The following is a 16036-nucleotide window of genomic DNA, read 5'->3' on the forward strand; positions in this document are numbered from 1 at the left end:
TTTGCACCCATGCGCTATATCAGTACCCGCGGCCAGGCACCGGCCCTGAATTTCGAAGACGTGCTGCTGGCTGGCCTGGCCAGCGACGGCGGCCTCTACGTGCCGGAAAACCTGCCACGCTTCACCCAGGAAGAAATCGCCTCGTGGGCCGGCTTGCCCTACCACGAGCTGGCCTTCCGCGTGATGCGCCCGTTCGTCGAAGGCAGTATCGCCGACGCCGACTTCAAGAAGATCCTCGAAGAAACCTACGGCGAGTTCGCCCACGCTGCGGTCGCCCCGTTGCGTCAGCTGAACAGCAACGAGTGGGTGCTGGAGCTGTTCCACGGCCCGACCCTGGCGTTCAAGGACTTTGCCCTGCAGTTGCTCGGCCGCCTGCTTGACCATGTGCTGGCCAAGCGCAACGAGCGCGTGGTCATCATCGGTGCCACCAGCGGTGATACCGGTTCTGCCGCGATCGAAGGCTGCCGCCGTTGCGACAACGTCGACATCTTCATCCTGCACCCGCACCAGCGTGTGTCGGAAGTGCAGCGCCGTCAGATGACTACCATCTTTGGCGACAACATCCACAACATCGCCATCGAAGGCAACTTCGATGACTGCCAGGAAATGGTCAAGGCCAGTTTCGCCGACCAGTCGTTCCTCAAGGGCACCCGCCTGGTCGCCGTCAACTCGATCAACTGGGCGCGGATCATGGCCCAGATCGTCTACTACTTCCATGCAGCCTTGCAGCTGGGTGGCCCGGCGCGCTCGGTGGCGTTCTCGGTACCGACCGGCAACTTCGGCGACATCTTCGCCGGCTATCTGGCGCGCAACATGGGCCTGCCGGTCAGCCAATTGATCGTCGCCACCAACCGTAACGACATCCTGCACCGCTTCATGAGCGGCAACCAGTACGTCAAGGAAACCCTGCACGCGACCCTGTCGCCGTCGATGGACATCATGGTCTCGTCCAACTTCGAGCGCCTGCTGTTCGACCTGCATGGCCGCAACGGTGGTGCGATTGCCGAGCTGATGGCCAACTTCAAGCAAGGTGGCGGCTTCAGCGTCGAGCAAGACCGCTGGACCGAAGCCCGCAAACTGTTCGACTCGCTGGCTGTCAGCGACGAGCAAACCTGCGAGACCATCGCAGAAGTGTTCGCCGCCACCGGTGAAGTGCTCGACCCGCATACCGCAATCGGCGTGAAGGCTGCCCGCGAGTGCCGCCGCAGCCTGGACACGCCAATGGTGGTGCTGGGTACCGCGCACCCGGTCAAGTTCCCGGACGCGGTGGAGAAGGCCGGTGTGGGCAAGGCGCTGGAGCTACCCGCGCACCTCAGCGACCTGTTCAGCCGTGAAGAGCGTTGCACGGTCCTGGCCAATGACCTGAAGGCTGTACAGGGCTTTGTCAGCCAGCACGGCAACCGCGGCAAGCCGCTGTAATTGCATGGCGTTTGGGGCTGCAGCGCAGCCCCAACGTCTCAGCCCTTTCCCTCCGATCTATCAGAAACATCCTATTCAGCCTGCCGGGCGCCAAGCATAAATTAGCCGGTCCTCCCATCAGGAGCGGCTCATGCACCAGCCCTATGTGTTGATTCACCAGGCTCGCCCATCCCACCAGATCCTCTTGCACCAGGCCCTCAATGGCCAAGGCGTCTTCAACGTGCGCATCAGCGAAAGCGTCGCTGACCTCGACGCCTGCCTCTGCGCTGAGCGTCGCCCTGACTTGCTGATCCTTGACCACGCCATGCCAGCCCGGGCCGGCCTTGCTTTGCTCGCCCAGCAGCGACGAGTGCGCGCATTGCTGTTCGTCGGCCAGCCTGCCCCAACGCGTCAAAACCTTGCACAGGAGGCCAGAAAATGTGGCATGTGGGTGCTCGACGAGTTGCCCTGGCCGCTGTCGATGCCACGCCTGCAGCACGCCTTGCAAACACTGCAGGTGCGCCCAGGGTCGCGTATTCAAACTGTCATGCCAGCCCCGCATGCTCACTGAAGCGGGCGCGGTTTGACGAACTTTCTGCGGCGCCTGCTGGTCAGTTACTTTAGGTCCCACCACGCAGCGAGTGATCCGGATGGAAAGAATCTGCAGCCTGCTCAACGAAGCCCTGACGCCCTATCAGACCCACCTCGGCATCGCCGATCCCAGTGGTAATCGCCAACTGACCGTTCACGACCCTCTCTCAGGTATTACCTTGCGGCGCACGGTCAGCGAGCGCCAATTGCAGGAGCAACGCCTGCTGATCGACCTCGTGGACGGCTTGCACCGAGACTTGCAGATAGCTGAGGGGCGGTTGCAGCCTTGTGTGATCGCGGCATTGCAGCATCGCCAACAACCGCAGGGAACCTTTGCCTGAGTCGTCCATCAGACAGTGTAGGGGCAGCCAGCCAGTGCTTTGCTCCGGCGCTGGCAAGGCTGCCACGGGAAGTCCTCAAGGGCTTTCGCTTGGCCCCGGGCGTCTTCCCCAGCGCCTGGGGTTTCTTTTTCTGGGCAGGCACGTATCCCTCGGCTGCTCCTGCAACGACGGTGCAGACCGGTTGGGCTTATTTGTCCTCAAAGAAACGCCGGCTTTCCTCCAGATAGTCCTCCCGCAATGCCAGGTCCAGCCAGCGGGCATACAACCCTGGCAACACATCCCGGCGCAGGGTGGGCAGCAACTGGTCGATGTGGGCAACTGCCGCACGCCCCAATTCGCTGTCTGAACAGCCCACATGCAGAAACTGGTAGCGATCCACGCCCTGCACAGTATGAAACTGGTAGTCAGCCAGTGACCCGCCTTGTTGTTGGATCAGGTAGCGAACTTCAGGCCAGTAGCCGAGCACCAGGCGCAGGCGCCCCAACTGCTGCATCTGCAGCAGGTTGGCGGTGGCCTCGTTGCCGTAGTGGCGGCTGAGCGCGCTGTCGGGTAACTGGCGCAAGATGCTGTCAATCTGCGTGCCGTAGCTGCGTTCCGCGACAATCCCCAGCTTCAGCGGGGCCTTGCTCAGCAGGCCATGCAGGTCCACCTGCTGGCCGTCGAGGTAGGGTGCCACCAGCGCCTGGTTTTCCTTGCGCAACACCAGGCCGCCGCTGAGCACGCCCAGTGATGGAACAGAAAAATGCACATATTTGGCCCGTTCCGGTGTCCACAGCAGGGTTGGGTCGCAGGTGAAGGTGCCACGGTCTTGCAGCATCTGCAGGCTGCGGGCGCGGTTGACCCGCACGATGCTGTGTTCGTACTCGGGCATCTGCCTTATCAGCAGCGGTAACAACTGGTCGATGACCCCCCGGCCTTCTTCCGGGCCATCAAAAATGGTGAACGGTGGCAGGTCGCGTACCAGCCAGAAGAGGTGCTCCTTGGCATGTGCGGGCTGCAACAGCAATGCAGGTAGCAGCCCGCAGAGCAGGACCAGGTGGCGTAGGCAGCGGGGCGCGCACATGGAACCGGTCAGCGCCAGGATCAGACCGTGCCCGCTGCGCGCAGGCTGGCGATGGCCGCTGCGTCGTAGCCCAGGCTGCCGAGCAGCGCCTCGGTATGTTCGCCCAAGGCCGGGCCGACCCATTCGCTAGAGCCGGGAGTCTCCGACAGCTTGGGCACGATGCCGGGCATGTGGAATGGCTTGCCATCCGGCAGCTTGGCCTGCAGGAACATCTCGCGTGCCAGGTACTGGGGGTCGTTGAACATGTCTTCGGCCGAATAGATACGGCTGGCCGGCACTTCGGCAGTGGTCAGCACCTGCATCAGTTGCTCCAGTGGGAGGCTGTTGGCCCAGCGGTCGATTACCCCATACAGCTCGTCACGACGCAGGTCGCGGCCGTCGTTGCTGGCCAGGGTCGGGTCGTCGGCGAGGTCATCGCGACCGATGGCCTGCATGAAGCGCTTGAAGATCGCATCACCGTTGGCGCCGATCTGCACATGTTTGCCGTCGGCGCTTGTGTGGATGGAGGAGGGCGTGATGCCTGGCATGATGTTGCCGGTGCGTTCGCGGATGAAACCGAACACATCGAATTCCGGGACCATGCTCTCCATCATGGCAAAGATCGCCTCGTACAGGGCCACGTCCACCACCTGGCCCTGGCCGCCATTGACTTCCCGGTGGCGCAGCGCCATCAGCGCGCCGATCACCCCCCACAGGGCGGCAATCGAGTCCCCGATGGAAATCCCGGTTCGCACCGGCGGGCGGTCATCGAAACCCGTGATGTAGCGCAGGCCGCCCATTGACTCGCCTACGGCACCGAAGCCTGGCTGGTCTTTCATCGGCCCGGTCTGGCCAAAGCCCGACAGGCGCACCATCACCAGGCGCGGGTTCAGCGCATGCAGCACATCCCACCCCAAACCAAGTTTTTCCAGCACGCCCGGGCGAAAGTTTTCGATCAGGATGTCGGCCTCGGCCAGCAGGCGCTTGAGGATATCGCGGCCCTCGGGGTGCTTGAGGTTGAGGGTGAGCGACTGCTTGTTGCGGGCCTGCACGAACCACCACAGCGAGGTGCCCTCGTACAGCTTGCGCCACTTGCGCAGCGGGTCGCCGCCATCGGGCGATTCGACCTTGACCACTTCGGCGCCGAATTCGGCACAGATACGCGAGGCGAACGGCCCGGCGATCAAGGTACCGAGTTCGACAACTTTAAGGCCGGCGAGGGGTTTGCTGGGCGTCGACATGGGGTGTCCGTGGCAGTTGGGCAGAGCCGTGGTTTTATCACACGTCGGTTACGCCGGGTACTGCTGCGGGGCATGGAAGGTGCGGATGGGGTAGACTGTGCCACTTTCTTTTGCACGAAGCCCGTCGACCATGGCCCAGCCGTCCACCACCTACAAGTTCGAATTGAATCTCACTGACCTTGATCGCAACGTCTACGAAAGCGTCAAACAGACGATCGCTCGGCACCCTTCGGAAACCGAAGAGCGCATGGCAGTTCGTTTGTTGGCGTACGCGCTCTGGTACAACGAGAACTTGTCGTTTGGCCGCGGCCTGTCGGATGTCGATGAGCCAGCGCTGTGGGAAAAGAGCCTGGACGATCGCGTGCTGCACTGGATTGAAGTTGGCCAGCCTGATGCCGATCGTCTGACCTGGTGCTCGCGTCGTACCGAACGCACCAGCTTGCTGGCGTACGGCAGCCTGCGAGTGTGGGAAGGCAAAGTGGTGAGCGCGGTCAAGAACCTGAAAAACCTGAGCATTGCCGCTGTGCCGCAAGAGGTGCTGGAAACCCTGGCGACCGACATGCCGCGTAGCATCAAGTGGGACGTGATGATCAGTGAAGGTACGGTATTCGTGACTGACGACCGTGGCCAGCATGAAGTACAACTGCAGTGGCTGCTCGGTGAGCGTGGTTGAAGCAACCCATGCGTATCGAACCTCGTCCGCTGCCGCCGACCCTGCCATTTCTGGGTAACTTGCCACCCTTGCTGACCCGCCTTTACGCCGCGCGCGGCGTGCAGAGCGAGGCCGAGCTGGACAAAAGCCTGGCACGCCTGCTGCCGTACCAGCAGCTCAAGGGCATCGAGGCCGGTGTGGACCTGCTGGTCGAAGCCATCGACCAGCGCCAGCGCATCCTCATCGTCGGCGACTTCGATGCCGACGGTGCCACCGCCAGCACCGTCGGGGTGCTGGGCCTGCGCCTGCTGGGTGCGGCCCATGTCGATTACCTGGTGCCCAACCGCTTCGAGTACGGCTACGGCCTGACCCCGGAAATCGTCGAGGTGGCGCTGCAGCGCCAGCCGCAGTTACTGATTACCGTGGACAACGGCATTTCCAGTGTTGACGGGGTGGCAGCCGCCAAGGCCGCCGGGCTCAAGGTGCTGGTCACCGACCACCACCTGCCGGGCGAGCAGCTGCCCGACGCCGATGCCATCATCAACCCCAACCAGCCGGGCTGCAGCTTTCCGAGCAAGTCCCTGGCCGGGGTAGGGGTGATCTTCTATGTGTTGATGGCCCTGCGCGCTCGCTTGCGCAGCCTTGGGCGGTACGAGGCGCAGCCACAGCCGAACATTGGCGAACTGCTCGATCTGGTGGCGCTGGGCAGTGTTGCTGACGTGGTACCGCTGGATGCCAATAACCGCATCCTGGTGCACCAAGGCCTCGAGCGCATCCGTGCCGGCCGAGCCCGACCGGGGCTGAAGGCCATTCTCGAAGTGGCCCGCCGTGATCACCGGCGCATCACCTCGACCGACCTCGGTTTCATCCTCGGCCCGCGGTTAAACGCCGCAGGGCGGCTGGACGACATGAGCCTGGGTATCGAATGCCTGCTGTGCGAAGACGCGGCGCTGGCCCAGGACATGGCCCAGCAGCTGGACGACCTGAACCAGGACCGCAAGTCCATCGAGCAGGGCATGCAGCGCGAGGCCCTGGCCCAGCTCAAGGACCTGCCGGTCGAGTCCATGCCCTACGGCTTGTGCCTGTTCGATGCCGATTGGCACCAAGGGGTGATCGGTATTCTGGCTTCGCGTCTGAAGGAACGTTACCACCGGCCGACCATTGCGTTCGCTGATGCTGGCGACGGCATGCTCAAAGGTTCGGCGCGCTCGGTGCCGGGCTTCCATATTCGCGATGCGCTGGATGCCGTGGCCGCGCGCCACCCGCAGCTGATCAGCAAGTTCGGCGGCCACGCCATGGCTGCCGGGTTGTCGTTGCCAGAAGGCAACTTCCCGGCATTCGCCGAGGCCTTCGACGAAGAAGTGCGGCGTCAACTGCGCGAAGAAGACCTGACCGGCCGGCTGTTGTCCGACGGCAGCCTGGCGGTAGAGGAGTTCCACCTCGACCTGGCCAAGGCCCTGCGCCATGCCGGCCCATGGGGCCAGCACTTCCCTGAGCCGCTGTTCCATGGCGTGTTCCAGTTGGTGGAGCAGCGTGTGGTTGGCGAACGGCACCTGAAAGTGGTGCTCAAGAGCGAATGTGGCTCGGTGCGGCTGGATGGCATTGCCTTCGGCATTGACCGCGAAGTGTGGCCAAACCCGACGGTGCGCTGGGTGGAGTTGGCGTACAAGCTGGATGTGAACGAGTTTCGCGGTAATGAGAGTGTGCAGTTGATGATTGCGCATATGGAGCCGCGCTGAGTTTAGCGTCAGGTGCCTGCCTTGGATCTTGCGCTGGGGCACAAATCGAGCGCCGCCCGCGCGGCGCTCGATCTCCCAGGTGCTGCTCAGGTTCAGTTGCACTCCTTTCTGGGGCGGTAGTAGATCGCCGCTGCCGCAATCAAGATGCTGATGCCGCTAAATGAGAAAATGATAACTGCTAGTGTGGTCTCCCGGTTTCTTACATTGGTGACATGTGCCGCCATTGCAGAATCATAAAGAAACATTCCATTAGGAGCGATTAAGCGCTGAGCCGTTGCAGCGCTTTTAGAGGTTGCTATGTCAACAAAGAGTGGCGTATTTAGGTCCAGGCTCGCTGCATCATAGTATATTTTTTCTGCATAAAGATGAGCGTTGTGGTGCTTTCCATTTGAAGTTTTAAACTTGATGCTGAACGTATAAAGAGATTTGTCGCTATCCCAGGTTTCAGGCTTGGAGGTGAGAAAGGCTGGAACTCGCGACCATAACTCTTCATTGGTGTTTTTGTGTTCGCGCCACATGAATGTGAAGCTGGTGCCTAGGGTGAGATTTATAAGTCCGCCTATTAATAGCGCTTTGGCTTGTTTGTGAGGCGGGAGTTCACGTATGAGTTTTAGCGATTGCTGCCAGATATTCATATCGGCTCGTTACGGCGTGGAGGGTTTTACAGGTTGGCTAGAAGTACTGATCCTGCTGCGCACTGCTACAGCATATGTAGTTATCTTGATTGTCCTGGTTGTCGTCAATAGGTACGGTAATTGATGGTGCTTGGTCGGGTGACTTTATACCATCTATACTTTCTATGCTTATAGTCAGTGTTGCGTCAGGGGCAGGTGTGTCAGGGGTAGATGTCACCGCTACTGAGTTGCTGCTGGAGTTTCCGCTAAGGGGAGGCGGTTGCGTTGAATTGAAAGTCTCGCTCCCTGTTGGGGCGGTGTGAGCCTGGCTGCTATCTGGAAAACTTAGTGGTTCGGTGCCTAGGGATATTTCTGAAGAGTCAGGGTTCCAGTTAACGGTTGTGATCATTCCCTGGTGGGTGGAAAGTATCTGGTCAGGTGAAGCGAGTGTGAAGTCAGGCGCAATCCGTGGCGCGGTAAAACCAGTAAGGTCACCTTGACTCAGCAGGCTGGTAAAGAGTGGAGCCATCTTGTCGTAAGCTGCTTTAGCCAGGTCAGAATTGAAGATGCTATAGAGTGTGGCGGTTACGCCCACGACTGTGGCCCCTCCAGCAATTAAAGGTGCTCCGGCCAGAATGGCGAACGAGGCCACGATGCCTGCGACGTTGCATGCCAAACTTATGACATCTCCGCTCTTAATTTCCGCGCCCTCTTTGAGGTCTGCCGCGACTTTCAGGAAGGTCACGGTGCCAGAAAGGGTATTGGTAACAATGTTAATGAAGGGTACAGCACCTATCGGGAGGTGAGTGACGGAGACTACTGAGGCTATCGCCGTAGTTGTCTGTGCTGTTTGGATGACTAGTGAAAATCCGGTTTTATCTGTGTTGAATTGGTCGTGGATTGCTGCTGCTCCCCCAGTTTGATTGATGGGTTTTGCCGTTTTATCTATTACTGCTACTATCAGTTCGGCGCGTGTGCTCATTGTTTAATATCCTTATTCATGGTCTTGAAAGCGATAGTGATTCGCAATTTGTCGCAGTCAACGGTGGGCGCTCTGGCTCTGTGCGGTATGTGTCCGTCGAAAATCGCTATGCGTCCCGGCTTTGGTTGTATGGCAGCGATGGTGTCATTCTTCTGCTGATCGAATAGAATCAGTTCGCCGCCCCATGTGGTTTCCCACTGGGCATTGCAGAAGAGGACTGCGGTTTTTCCAGGTTCAATTGATTTGTTATCTCTATGAATAGGACTGTCTTGGCCGAAAGTCTGGCCGTTTGCGTAAACACCCAGCAGCAAACAGTCACGCATGTGAGCAAGCTGCGTGCGCCTCCAAATATCAAGTAGAAAGCCCCAATGGCTGTCGCTGGCCAGTTCATGCTCGCAGCACTCCAGTGAGGTACGTTTGCTACCGGCTATGAAGATGTGCCAGCAAGGACGCGCGAGGGGAATTGTATTAATGGGCCAGCCATATCTCCATATTGCACCCGAAAATGAATTTGTGAGTAAATTTTGCTCGTGTTCGGTAATGAACTTATCTAATACTTTCGGTTTTTCTGTAAAGGGGATATCCGTCATTGACTCAACTCGCGCGCGTGGAGGTCGGGTTTGTGCGAACTGCGTGATTGGCTTCATTGGTCGCCGTGACGTGATGGACAATAGTATTTGAGAGGCAGACCAGCGATAGGAGGAGGGAGATGTTGCTTGAGAAGAATTTCCCAAGAGAACGTAGAACTTTAAGTAATAGGCTGTATGATTTTTCTAAGATGCCCGGTAGGCCGGGTGGAAAGGGTTGTCGTGGGTGGTACTACCCTAGCGCTTAAAGGGCGGTCGACTTTTGCTGATTACAGTCAGACCGCGGAATGAAGGAAGTTTCAGTCACCCAACGGTTTATGCGTCATGCCCAGCTCGGCATCATCCATCAGTGCCTTGGCCATGGCACTCAGGTAATGGGATGCCCAGATCATCATCGGTTTTTCATCCATCAGACCGATGATGGTCAGCTCTCTTACATAGCCCATCAACTCCGATGCCTGCTCGCGGGCATCCCGGCAGGGAATGCCTGGCTCGATGCGGAACAGGGGATGGGTCTGGTGTTCGCCTTGGAAGAAGGTGGTTTTGCCGACAGTGAATTGGGTGTTGTCTGTGGTCATCGATTCCTCTCCTGAAATTTCCTGATTGCCTGTTCTGGCCTCTTCGCGGCGGTTCGACGCCTCGATGAACCCGCTCCCACAGGTCAGGCGTAAGCCTTGGAGCCTGTGATGACCCTGTGGGAGCGGGTTCGCCCGCGAAGAGGCCAGCAAATCTAACCTCAATGAAGGCTGGTACTCCGCTCCAAGGCGAGTGACAGCGCATCCGCCTGACCCCAGGCAATCTGCATGGCACGCAGCCCATTCACCAGCGATTCCCGGGTGCGGTCATCTTCGATGGCATCGAGGGTTCGGTGGCAATGGTTATAGGCGAGCATCAGGTAATGGGTGATCTTCACCACATGATCGATGGGCACGATGCCATCGCTGACGGCGTTGGTGAGGGTCTTGTCGGAGGGAAGGTCGAAATGATGGGGTGGGTCGGGGAGGATCTTTTTCATAGCAATTCCTTGAAGATTTAAGGAGTTGCCACCGCCGTTTCCACACGAAGGGCGGCAACTGTACACGGGGTGGAAAACCGGTCTTCAAGGAACCCCGGTAGGCCATACGGCCTCCCGTGTACAGCTGCCATTACGACAGGCACTTGAAGATTGACCGGGTTTCCACACCCGCATCGCTGATGCTTTCAGCGACACGAAAAGCCTAAAGGGCGGTGTTTCCAGGAACAATCAGACGCGAGTCGACAGGGTCTGTAGGATATTTTCCTCAGCTAGGCATCGCCAGCTTATATGTGTAGGAAACGTCTGATACATGCGTCGGACCATTCAGAAATCCCGGGGCCGTACTAAGGCCATTAAGTGCCTGCCTTGATTCTTGCAGGGTTGCGGAAGTCGAGCGCCGCCCGCGCGGCGCATCGCGGATAAATCCGCTCCTACATCTGTTTCGGGCCAGTCACTCCTGTGAGGCCACCGCTGTTCGCCTTGTTTGTTCCCTTCGATATCGAGGTGGGCACCACTGCTTTTCATCGGTCTTCAGCCATGCATCAAGGCGGTCCCTGTTGGCGGCACAGGAGTGATTGGCCCGAAACAGATGTAGGAGCGGATTTATCCGCGATGCGCCGCGCGGGCGGCGCTCGATCTCACAGGCGCTGCAAACCTTTCGGCGAACCCCTCGCCATCCCACAGAACCTTCCCCCCCACCAATCTGGTCTAGTCTCATTAATGACCGGCACCGGGCCAGGGATGTGCACTTGAGTGTCCGGGCCGGATCACCATTGGAGTCCTTGGGAGGTGCCCTCATGAGCCTGCTGCTCGAGCCTTACACCCTGCGTCAGCTGACCTTGCCCAACCGCATCGCCGTGTCACCAATGTGCCAGTATTCAGCCGTCGATGGCCTGGCCAACGACTGGCATCTCGTCCATTTAGGCAGCCGCGCCGTCGGTGGCGCCGGCCTGGTAATCACTGAAGCCGTGGCGGTGACCGCCGATGGCCGCATCACCGCCGAAGACCTTGGCCTGTGGGACGACGCGCAGATCGCCCCGTTACAACGCATCACCCGCTTCATCACCGCCCAGGGCGCCGTGGCTGGCATCCAGCTGGCCCACGCCGGGCGCAAGGCCAGCACCTATCGCCCATGGCTGGGCAAACCAGGTAGCGTCAAACTGGAAGAGGGCGGCTGGCAGCCGGTGGGGCCCTCGAAAATCGCCTTCGACCCGCGACACACCGCGCCGCGCGAGTTGAGCCAGGACGAGATTGAGGATGTGATTGGCGCCTTCGTCGCCTCGACCGAGCGCGCCTTGAAGGCCGGTTTCAAGGTGGTTGAGATCCACGCCGCGCACGGCTATCTGCTGCACCAGTTCCTATCACCCCTGAGCAACCAGCGCCGCGATGAGTACGGTAGCAGCTTTGAAAACCGCATCCGCCTGACCTTGCAGGTGGTCGAGGCAGTGCGCAAGGTTTGGCCCCCGGAGTTGCCACTGTTCGTGCGGGTTTCGGCAACCGACTGGGTGGAAGATGGTTGGAACCCGGATGAAACCGTCGAACTGGCACGCCGCCTGCGGAGTTTGGGCGTGGATCTGATCGATGTTTCTTCTGGTGGCACCTCGGTCAACGCCGAGATCCCCACCGGCCCCGGCTACCAGACCCGCTTTGCCGAGCGCGTGCGCAAGGAATCGGAAATCGCCACCGGCACCGTGGGCATGATCACCGAACCGGCCCAGGCCGAGCACATTCTGCGAACCGGCCAGGCCGATATCATCTTCCTCGCCCGCGAACTGTTGCGCGACCCGTACTGGCCTCTGCATGCCGACGACGACCTGGGCGGCAACAAGGCCACCTGGCCTGCGCAATACCAGCGTGCGACCAGCCGCGCCAACCCGATTCACGAGTCGGATTTGCGCGACTGACCCATGCCTTGCGCGGCCCTTGCAGGAGCGGCCGTGTTTCGCGAAAGGGCCGCAAAGCGGCCCTGGGTTCAGCTATAGGCAGCCTTGCTGAGAATATCGCTTACCCATTGGTTGATGCTTTTTTCAGCCAGCTCGGCCTTGGCCGCCACACTGGCGTGAAGGGTAGGCTCAAGGCGTAGGCTGAGTTTGCCGGAATACGTTTTCTGCGGTTCCCGCCCAAGGCGTTCGCAAGTCTCAAGATAATCGTCAACGGCTTCTTCAAATGCCTGGCGCAATTCACTGATCGATTCGCCATGAAAACCTATCACGTCGCGAATACCGGCGACATGGCCGATCAGCAACTGGTCTTCATCGCTGTATTCGATACGAGCGGCGTATCCGCGGTAAGTCATTACATTCATGGTAATACTCCTGCCTGCTCAATGAACTGGCGGGCGTCTCTTAGTTGATAGGGCTTGGCGTGCCTGTCCGGATGAGGGCGGTGGAAGGTTGCCACTGCTCCATTGAGTTCAAAGCGAACCCGTGATCCTCTTCCTTCTACGACCTGGCACCCAGCGATACCAGCAGAGACTCCACCCGCGCCCACTCCAGTGTTCTGGGAACCGGCCTTTTAAGTAATGCTTCAAGTGTGGCTTGCTGATGATTATTCGTGGTATCAGATTATGATACCAACCATGAGAGCTCAATGAATGTGCAGTAGGAGGGAGTAGATCACGGGTGAAGGAAAATTCTGAGACGTTGACCGAGGGGCATTCAAGCCCCTCGGTCAACGCGAGCACTTAGTGCTTGATCATCACATGCCGCACACAGGTGTAGTCCTCCAGCCCATACATCGACATGTCCTTGCCATACCCCGAATGCTTCTGCCCGCCATGGGGCATTTCGCTGACCAGCATGAAGTGGGTGTTCACCCAGGTGCAGCCATACTGCAAGCGCGCCGCCAGGCGGTGGGCGCGGCCGGTGTCGCGGGTCCATACCGACGAAGCCAGGCCGTAGTTGGAGTCGTTGGCCCATTCCAGTGCCTGCGCTTCATCGGTGAAGCGGGTGACCGAAACCACCGGGCCGAACACTTCGTTGCGCACGATCTCGTCGTCCTGCAGGGCGTCGGCCAGCACGGTAGGCTCGAAGAAAAAGCCATCGCCCGCTATCGGCTTGCCACCGGTTACCAGACGAATGTGCGGCTGGGCGATGGCCCGCTGCACCAACCCGGCGACCTTGTCGCGGTGCTGGGCACTGATCAGCGGCCCCAGTTCGGTTTCTTCAGACTCCTGCAAGCCCGGCTTGAGGCTGGCTACGGCTTTACCCAGGCGTTCGACGAAGCGCTCGTAAATCCCGTCCTGGACGTACAGGCGGCAGGCTGCGGTGCAGTCCTGGCCAGCGTTGTAGAAGCCGAAGGTGCGGATGCCGTCGATGGCGGCATCGATGTCTGCGTCATCGAACACCAGCACCGGCGCTTTGCCGCCCAATTCCATGTGCATGCGTTTCACGCTGTCGGCGGTGGCACTGATGATGTGCGCGCCGGTGGGGATCGAGCCGGTCAGCGACACCATGCGCACCTTGGGATGGGTTATCAACGGGTTGCCGACCGTCTGGCCGCGGCCGAAGAGAATGTTCAGCACCCCCGGCGGTAGCAAGTCCTGGGCCAGCTCGCCCAGGCGCAGGGCCGTCAGTGGCGTCAGTTCGGATGGCTTTATCACCACGGTGTTGCCGGCAGCCAGGGCCGGGGCGATCTTCCAGGCCAGCATCATCAGCGGGTAGTTCCACGGCGCGATGGACGCCACCACGCCCAACGGGTCGCGGCGGATCATCGAGGTGTGGCCCGGCAGGTACTCGCCTGCCGCCGAGCCGCCCAGGCAGCGCGCAGCACCGGCAAAGTAACGGAACACGTCGGCAATCGCCGGGATCTCGTCATTCAGTGCAGCGCTCAGGGGCTTGCCGCAGTTCTGCGATTCCAGCCGGGCCAGTTCATCGCCATGGGCTTCGATGGCGTCGGCCAGCGCCAGCAAGGCCTGCGAACGTTCTTTAGGGCTGGTTTGCGACCAGCTGTCGAAGGCTTGGTCGGCAGCGCGCACGGCGCTGTCCACCTGTGCCTCGGTGGCTTCGTTGATCTGCGCCAGGGCAGTGCCCAGCGCCGGGTTGAGCACGGTCCAGGCCGGGCCTTGGCCAGCGATCAGCTGGCCATTGATCAGCATCTGCGTTTGCATCGGGGACTCCTCCAGGGTCATTTTCCACCGCCCGCGACGCTGTCTCCGCCACGGGTCAGGTAATAGGCGCCAAGAATCGGCAGCATGGTCACCAGCATCACCAGCATGGCGACAACGTTGGTCACGGGCACGTCGCGTGGGCGGCTGAGCTGGTTGAGCAGCCAGATTGGCAGGGTGCGCTCATGGCCGGCGGTGAACGTGGTGACGATGATTTCATCGAACGACAAGGCAAAGGCCAGCATGCCGCCCGCCAGCAGCGCCGAGCCGAGGTTGGGCAGGACGATGTAACGGAAGGTCTGCCAACCGTCGGCACCAAGGTCCATCGAGGCTTCGATCAGGCTTTGCGAGGTACGCCGCAGGCGGGCGATCACGTTGTTGTAGACGATCACCACGCAGAACGTGGCGTGGCCGACTACGATGGTGAACACCCCGGGCTCTATCCCCAGCGTCTTGAACGCCGAGAGCAGGGCGATGCCGGTGATGATGCCTGGCAGGGCAATGGGCAGGATCAGCACCAGCGAAATGCTCTCCTTGCCGAAGAAGCTGCGCCGATAGAGCGCCGCCGAGGCCAGCGTACCGAGCACCAGTGCGATCAAAGTGGCCAGGCAAGCCACCTGCAGCGACAGCTTGATTGCCTCGAGCACATCGGGCCGGGCAAAGGCCACGTCGATCCACTTCAGGGTAAAGCCCTTGGGCGGAAAGCTGAATGCCGCGTCTTCGGTGTTGAAGGCGTACAGGAAGATGATCAGGATCGGGAAGTGCAGGAACAACAACCCGCCCCAGGCCGCCAGGCGCAGCCCTGCCGACGCTTTTTCAGAGTGCATCGAAGGCCCCCAGACGCTTGACGATGGCCAGGTATACCGCGATCAGCACAATGGGCACCAAGGTGAACGCGGCGGCCATCGGCATGTTGCCGATCGCCCCTTGCTGGGCATAGACCATGCTGCCGATGAAGTAGCCGGGCGGCCCGACCAGCTGCGGCACGATGAAGTCGCCCAGGGTGAGCGAGAAGGTGAAGATCGAGCCGGCGGCGATGCCGGGGATCGACAGCGGCAGGATCACCTGCACGAAGGTTTGCCCCGGCCGTGCGCCCAGGTCGGCCGAAGCCTGCAGCAGCGACGGTGGCAAGCGCTCCAGCGAGGCCTGGATCGGCAGGATCATGAATGGCAGCCAGATGTACACGAACACCAGGAAGCGCCCCAGGTGCGAAGTCGACAGCGTGCTGCCGCCCACGCCCGGCACGGCCAGCACCGCCTGCAGCAGGCCGTCCAGGTGCAACTGCTGGACGAACCATTGGGCCACACCGCCCTTGGCCAATAGCAAGGTCCAGGCATAGGTCTTGACGATGTAGCTGGCCCACATCGGCATCATCACCGCGATGTAGAAAAACGCCTTGGTCTTGCCGCTGGTGTAACGCGCCATGTAATAGGCGATGGGGAAGGCCAGTACCGCGCTGGCCAGCGACACCGCCACCGCCATCCCCAGGGTGCGCAGGATGATGTCGAAGTTCGACGGGTTGAACAGTGCGGCGAAGTTGCCCAGGGTCAGGTCCGGGGTCACCGCCATGGTGAAGTCGTCGAAGGTATAGAAGCCCTGCCACAGCAGGTTCAGCAGCGAACCCAGGTAAATCGCGCCGAACCAGGTCAGCGGCGGGATCAACAGCAGTGCCAGGTACAGGTTGGGGCGCCGGTACAGCAGGTTGGACAGGGCGCGCAGTGTGCTCATC

17 protein-coding genes and 1 pseudogene are annotated in these 16036 nt (G+C 60.4%); 6 read left to right on the plus strand and 12 right to left on the minus strand.

Features of this window, described 5'->3' with window-relative positions; all coding sequences use genetic code 11:
- Nucleotides 1-9: 9 nt before the first annotated feature.
- The 3 genes from thrC (at nt 10) to AA098_RS05950 (ending at nt 2330) form a co-directional block, all read left to right on the plus strand.
- Nucleotides 10-1419, plus strand: coding sequence for a threonine synthase (thrC, locus tag AA098_RS05940; protein WP_003252159.1), 1410 nt, complete (start codon nt 10-12; stop codon nt 1417-1419).
- A 130-nt stretch (nt 1420-1549) separates the two neighbouring features.
- Entirely contained in the window at nt 1550-1969 is a 420-nt protein-coding gene (locus tag AA098_RS05945; RefSeq protein ID WP_004575449.1) for a response regulator, read from the plus strand.
- A 79-nt stretch (nt 1970-2048) separates the two neighbouring features.
- Nucleotides 2049-2330: a DUF3509 domain-containing protein gene (locus tag AA098_RS05950; RefSeq protein ID WP_003252163.1), complete on the plus strand. Its 282-nt coding sequence runs from the start codon at nt 2049-2051 to the stop codon at nt 2328-2330.
- A gap of 187 nt (nt 2331-2517) precedes the next feature.
- On the opposite strand, the gene AA098_RS05955 is transcribed toward AA098_RS05950, so the two are convergent.
- Both AA098_RS05955 and AA098_RS05960 read right to left on the minus strand, forming a co-directional pair.
- Nucleotides 2518-3393: a TIGR02285 family protein gene (locus AA098_RS05955; RefSeq protein WP_054888648.1), complete on the minus strand. Its 876-nt coding sequence runs from the start codon at nt 3391-3393 to the stop codon at nt 2518-2520.
- Nucleotides 3394-3413: 20 nt separating this feature from the next.
- The gene (locus tag AA098_RS05960; protein WP_003252168.1) at nt 3414-4613 is read right to left on the minus strand and encodes a CaiB/BaiF CoA-transferase family protein; all 1200 of its coding nucleotides are present in this window, start codon (nt 4611-4613) and stop codon (nt 3414-3416) included.
- A gap of 130 nt (nt 4614-4743) precedes the next feature.
- Here AA098_RS05960 and AA098_RS05965 point away from each other — a divergent pair, with 130 nt between their 5' ends.
- Together AA098_RS05965 and recJ are read left to right on the plus strand one after the other, a co-directional pair.
- The gene (locus tag AA098_RS05965) at nt 4744-5286 is read left to right on the plus strand and encodes a YaeQ family protein (protein WP_003252169.1); all 543 of its coding nucleotides are present in this window, start codon (nt 4744-4746) and stop codon (nt 5284-5286) included.
- Between the two features lie 8 nt (nt 5287-5294).
- Nucleotides 5295-7004, plus strand: a complete 1710-nt coding sequence (gene recJ / locus AA098_RS05970) for a single-stranded-DNA-specific exonuclease RecJ (RefSeq protein ID WP_004575452.1) — start codon at nt 5295-5297, stop codon at nt 7002-7004.
- A gap of 92 nt (nt 7005-7096) precedes the next feature.
- On the opposite strand, the gene AA098_RS05975 is transcribed toward recJ, so the two are convergent.
- From AA098_RS05975 to AA098_RS05995, 5 genes are all read right to left on the minus strand, one after another.
- A complete protein-coding gene (locus tag AA098_RS05975) occupies nt 7097-7639 on the minus strand; it encodes a hypothetical protein (RefSeq protein ID WP_054888649.1) in 543 nt (180 codons plus the stop codon).
- 37 nt (nt 7640-7676) lie between these two features.
- Nucleotides 7677-8600 (minus strand): hypothetical protein, encoded by a 924-nt coding sequence (locus tag AA098_RS05980; protein ID WP_064613931.1) that lies wholly within the window; start codon nt 8598-8600, stop codon nt 7677-7679.
- Nucleotides 8597-9190 carry a 2OG-Fe(II) oxygenase gene (locus tag AA098_RS29430; RefSeq protein ID WP_172402836.1) on the minus strand — a complete coding sequence of 198 codons (594 nt, stop codon included), beginning with the start codon at nt 9188-9190 and terminating at the stop codon, nt 8597-8599. The genes AA098_RS05980 and AA098_RS29430 overlap by 4 nt, the downstream gene beginning before the upstream one ends.
- 296 nt (nt 9191-9486) lie before the next feature.
- Nucleotides 9487-9765 (minus strand): DUF3077 domain-containing protein, encoded by a 279-nt coding sequence (locus AA098_RS05990; protein ID WP_064613932.1) that lies wholly within the window; start codon nt 9763-9765, stop codon nt 9487-9489.
- 158 nt (nt 9766-9923) lie between these two features.
- Nucleotides 9924-10202 carry a hypothetical protein gene (locus tag AA098_RS05995; protein WP_047604477.1) on the minus strand — a complete coding sequence of 93 codons (279 nt, stop codon included), beginning with the start codon at nt 10200-10202 and terminating at the stop codon, nt 9924-9926.
- Nucleotides 10203-10999: 797 nt separating this feature from the next.
- Between AA098_RS05995 and AA098_RS06000 the strand changes: the two genes are divergently transcribed.
- Entirely contained in the window at nt 11000-12106 is a 1107-nt protein-coding gene (locus AA098_RS06000; protein ID WP_064613933.1) for an NADH:flavin oxidoreductase/NADH oxidase, read from the plus strand.
- A 68-nt stretch (nt 12107-12174) separates the two neighbouring features.
- Here the strand turns inward: AA098_RS06000 and AA098_RS06005 are convergent, their stop codons facing one another.
- The 5 genes and pseudogenes from AA098_RS06005 to AA098_RS06020 all read right to left on the minus strand — a co-directional run bounded on the left by AA098_RS06005 (nt 12175) and on the right by AA098_RS06020 (nt 16035).
- Nucleotides 12175-12507 carry a type II toxin-antitoxin system HicB family antitoxin gene (locus AA098_RS06005; protein WP_003252175.1) on the minus strand — a complete coding sequence of 111 codons (333 nt, stop codon included), beginning with the start codon at nt 12505-12507 and terminating at the stop codon, nt 12175-12177.
- Nucleotides 12504-12697, minus strand: a pseudogene (locus AA098_RS28040) (type II toxin-antitoxin system HicA family toxin). The gene AA098_RS06005 and the pseudogene AA098_RS28040 overlap by 4 nt, the downstream one beginning before the upstream one ends.
- 188 nt (nt 12698-12885) lie before the next feature.
- The gene (locus AA098_RS06010) at nt 12886-14310 is read right to left on the minus strand and encodes a gamma-aminobutyraldehyde dehydrogenase (protein ID WP_004575458.1); all 1425 of its coding nucleotides are present in this window, start codon (nt 14308-14310) and stop codon (nt 12886-12888) included.
- A 17-nt stretch (nt 14311-14327) separates the two neighbouring features.
- Complete coding sequence (locus AA098_RS06015) at nt 14328-15134, minus strand: ABC transporter permease (protein ID WP_003252179.1); 807 nt, start codon at nt 15132-15134, stop codon at nt 14328-14330.
- Complete coding sequence (locus AA098_RS06020) at nt 15124-16035, minus strand: ABC transporter permease (RefSeq protein ID WP_003252181.1); 912 nt, start codon at nt 16033-16035, stop codon at nt 15124-15126. Before AA098_RS06020 ends, AA098_RS06015 begins: the two co-directional genes overlap by 11 nt.
- Nucleotide 16036 lies beyond the last annotated feature (1 nt).

The sequence above is a fragment of the Pseudomonas sp. JY-Q genome (assembly GCF_001655295.1).
In the GTDB taxonomy this organism is placed as follows: Bacteria; Pseudomonadota; Gammaproteobacteria; order Pseudomonadales; family Pseudomonadaceae; genus Aquipseudomonas; species Aquipseudomonas alloputida.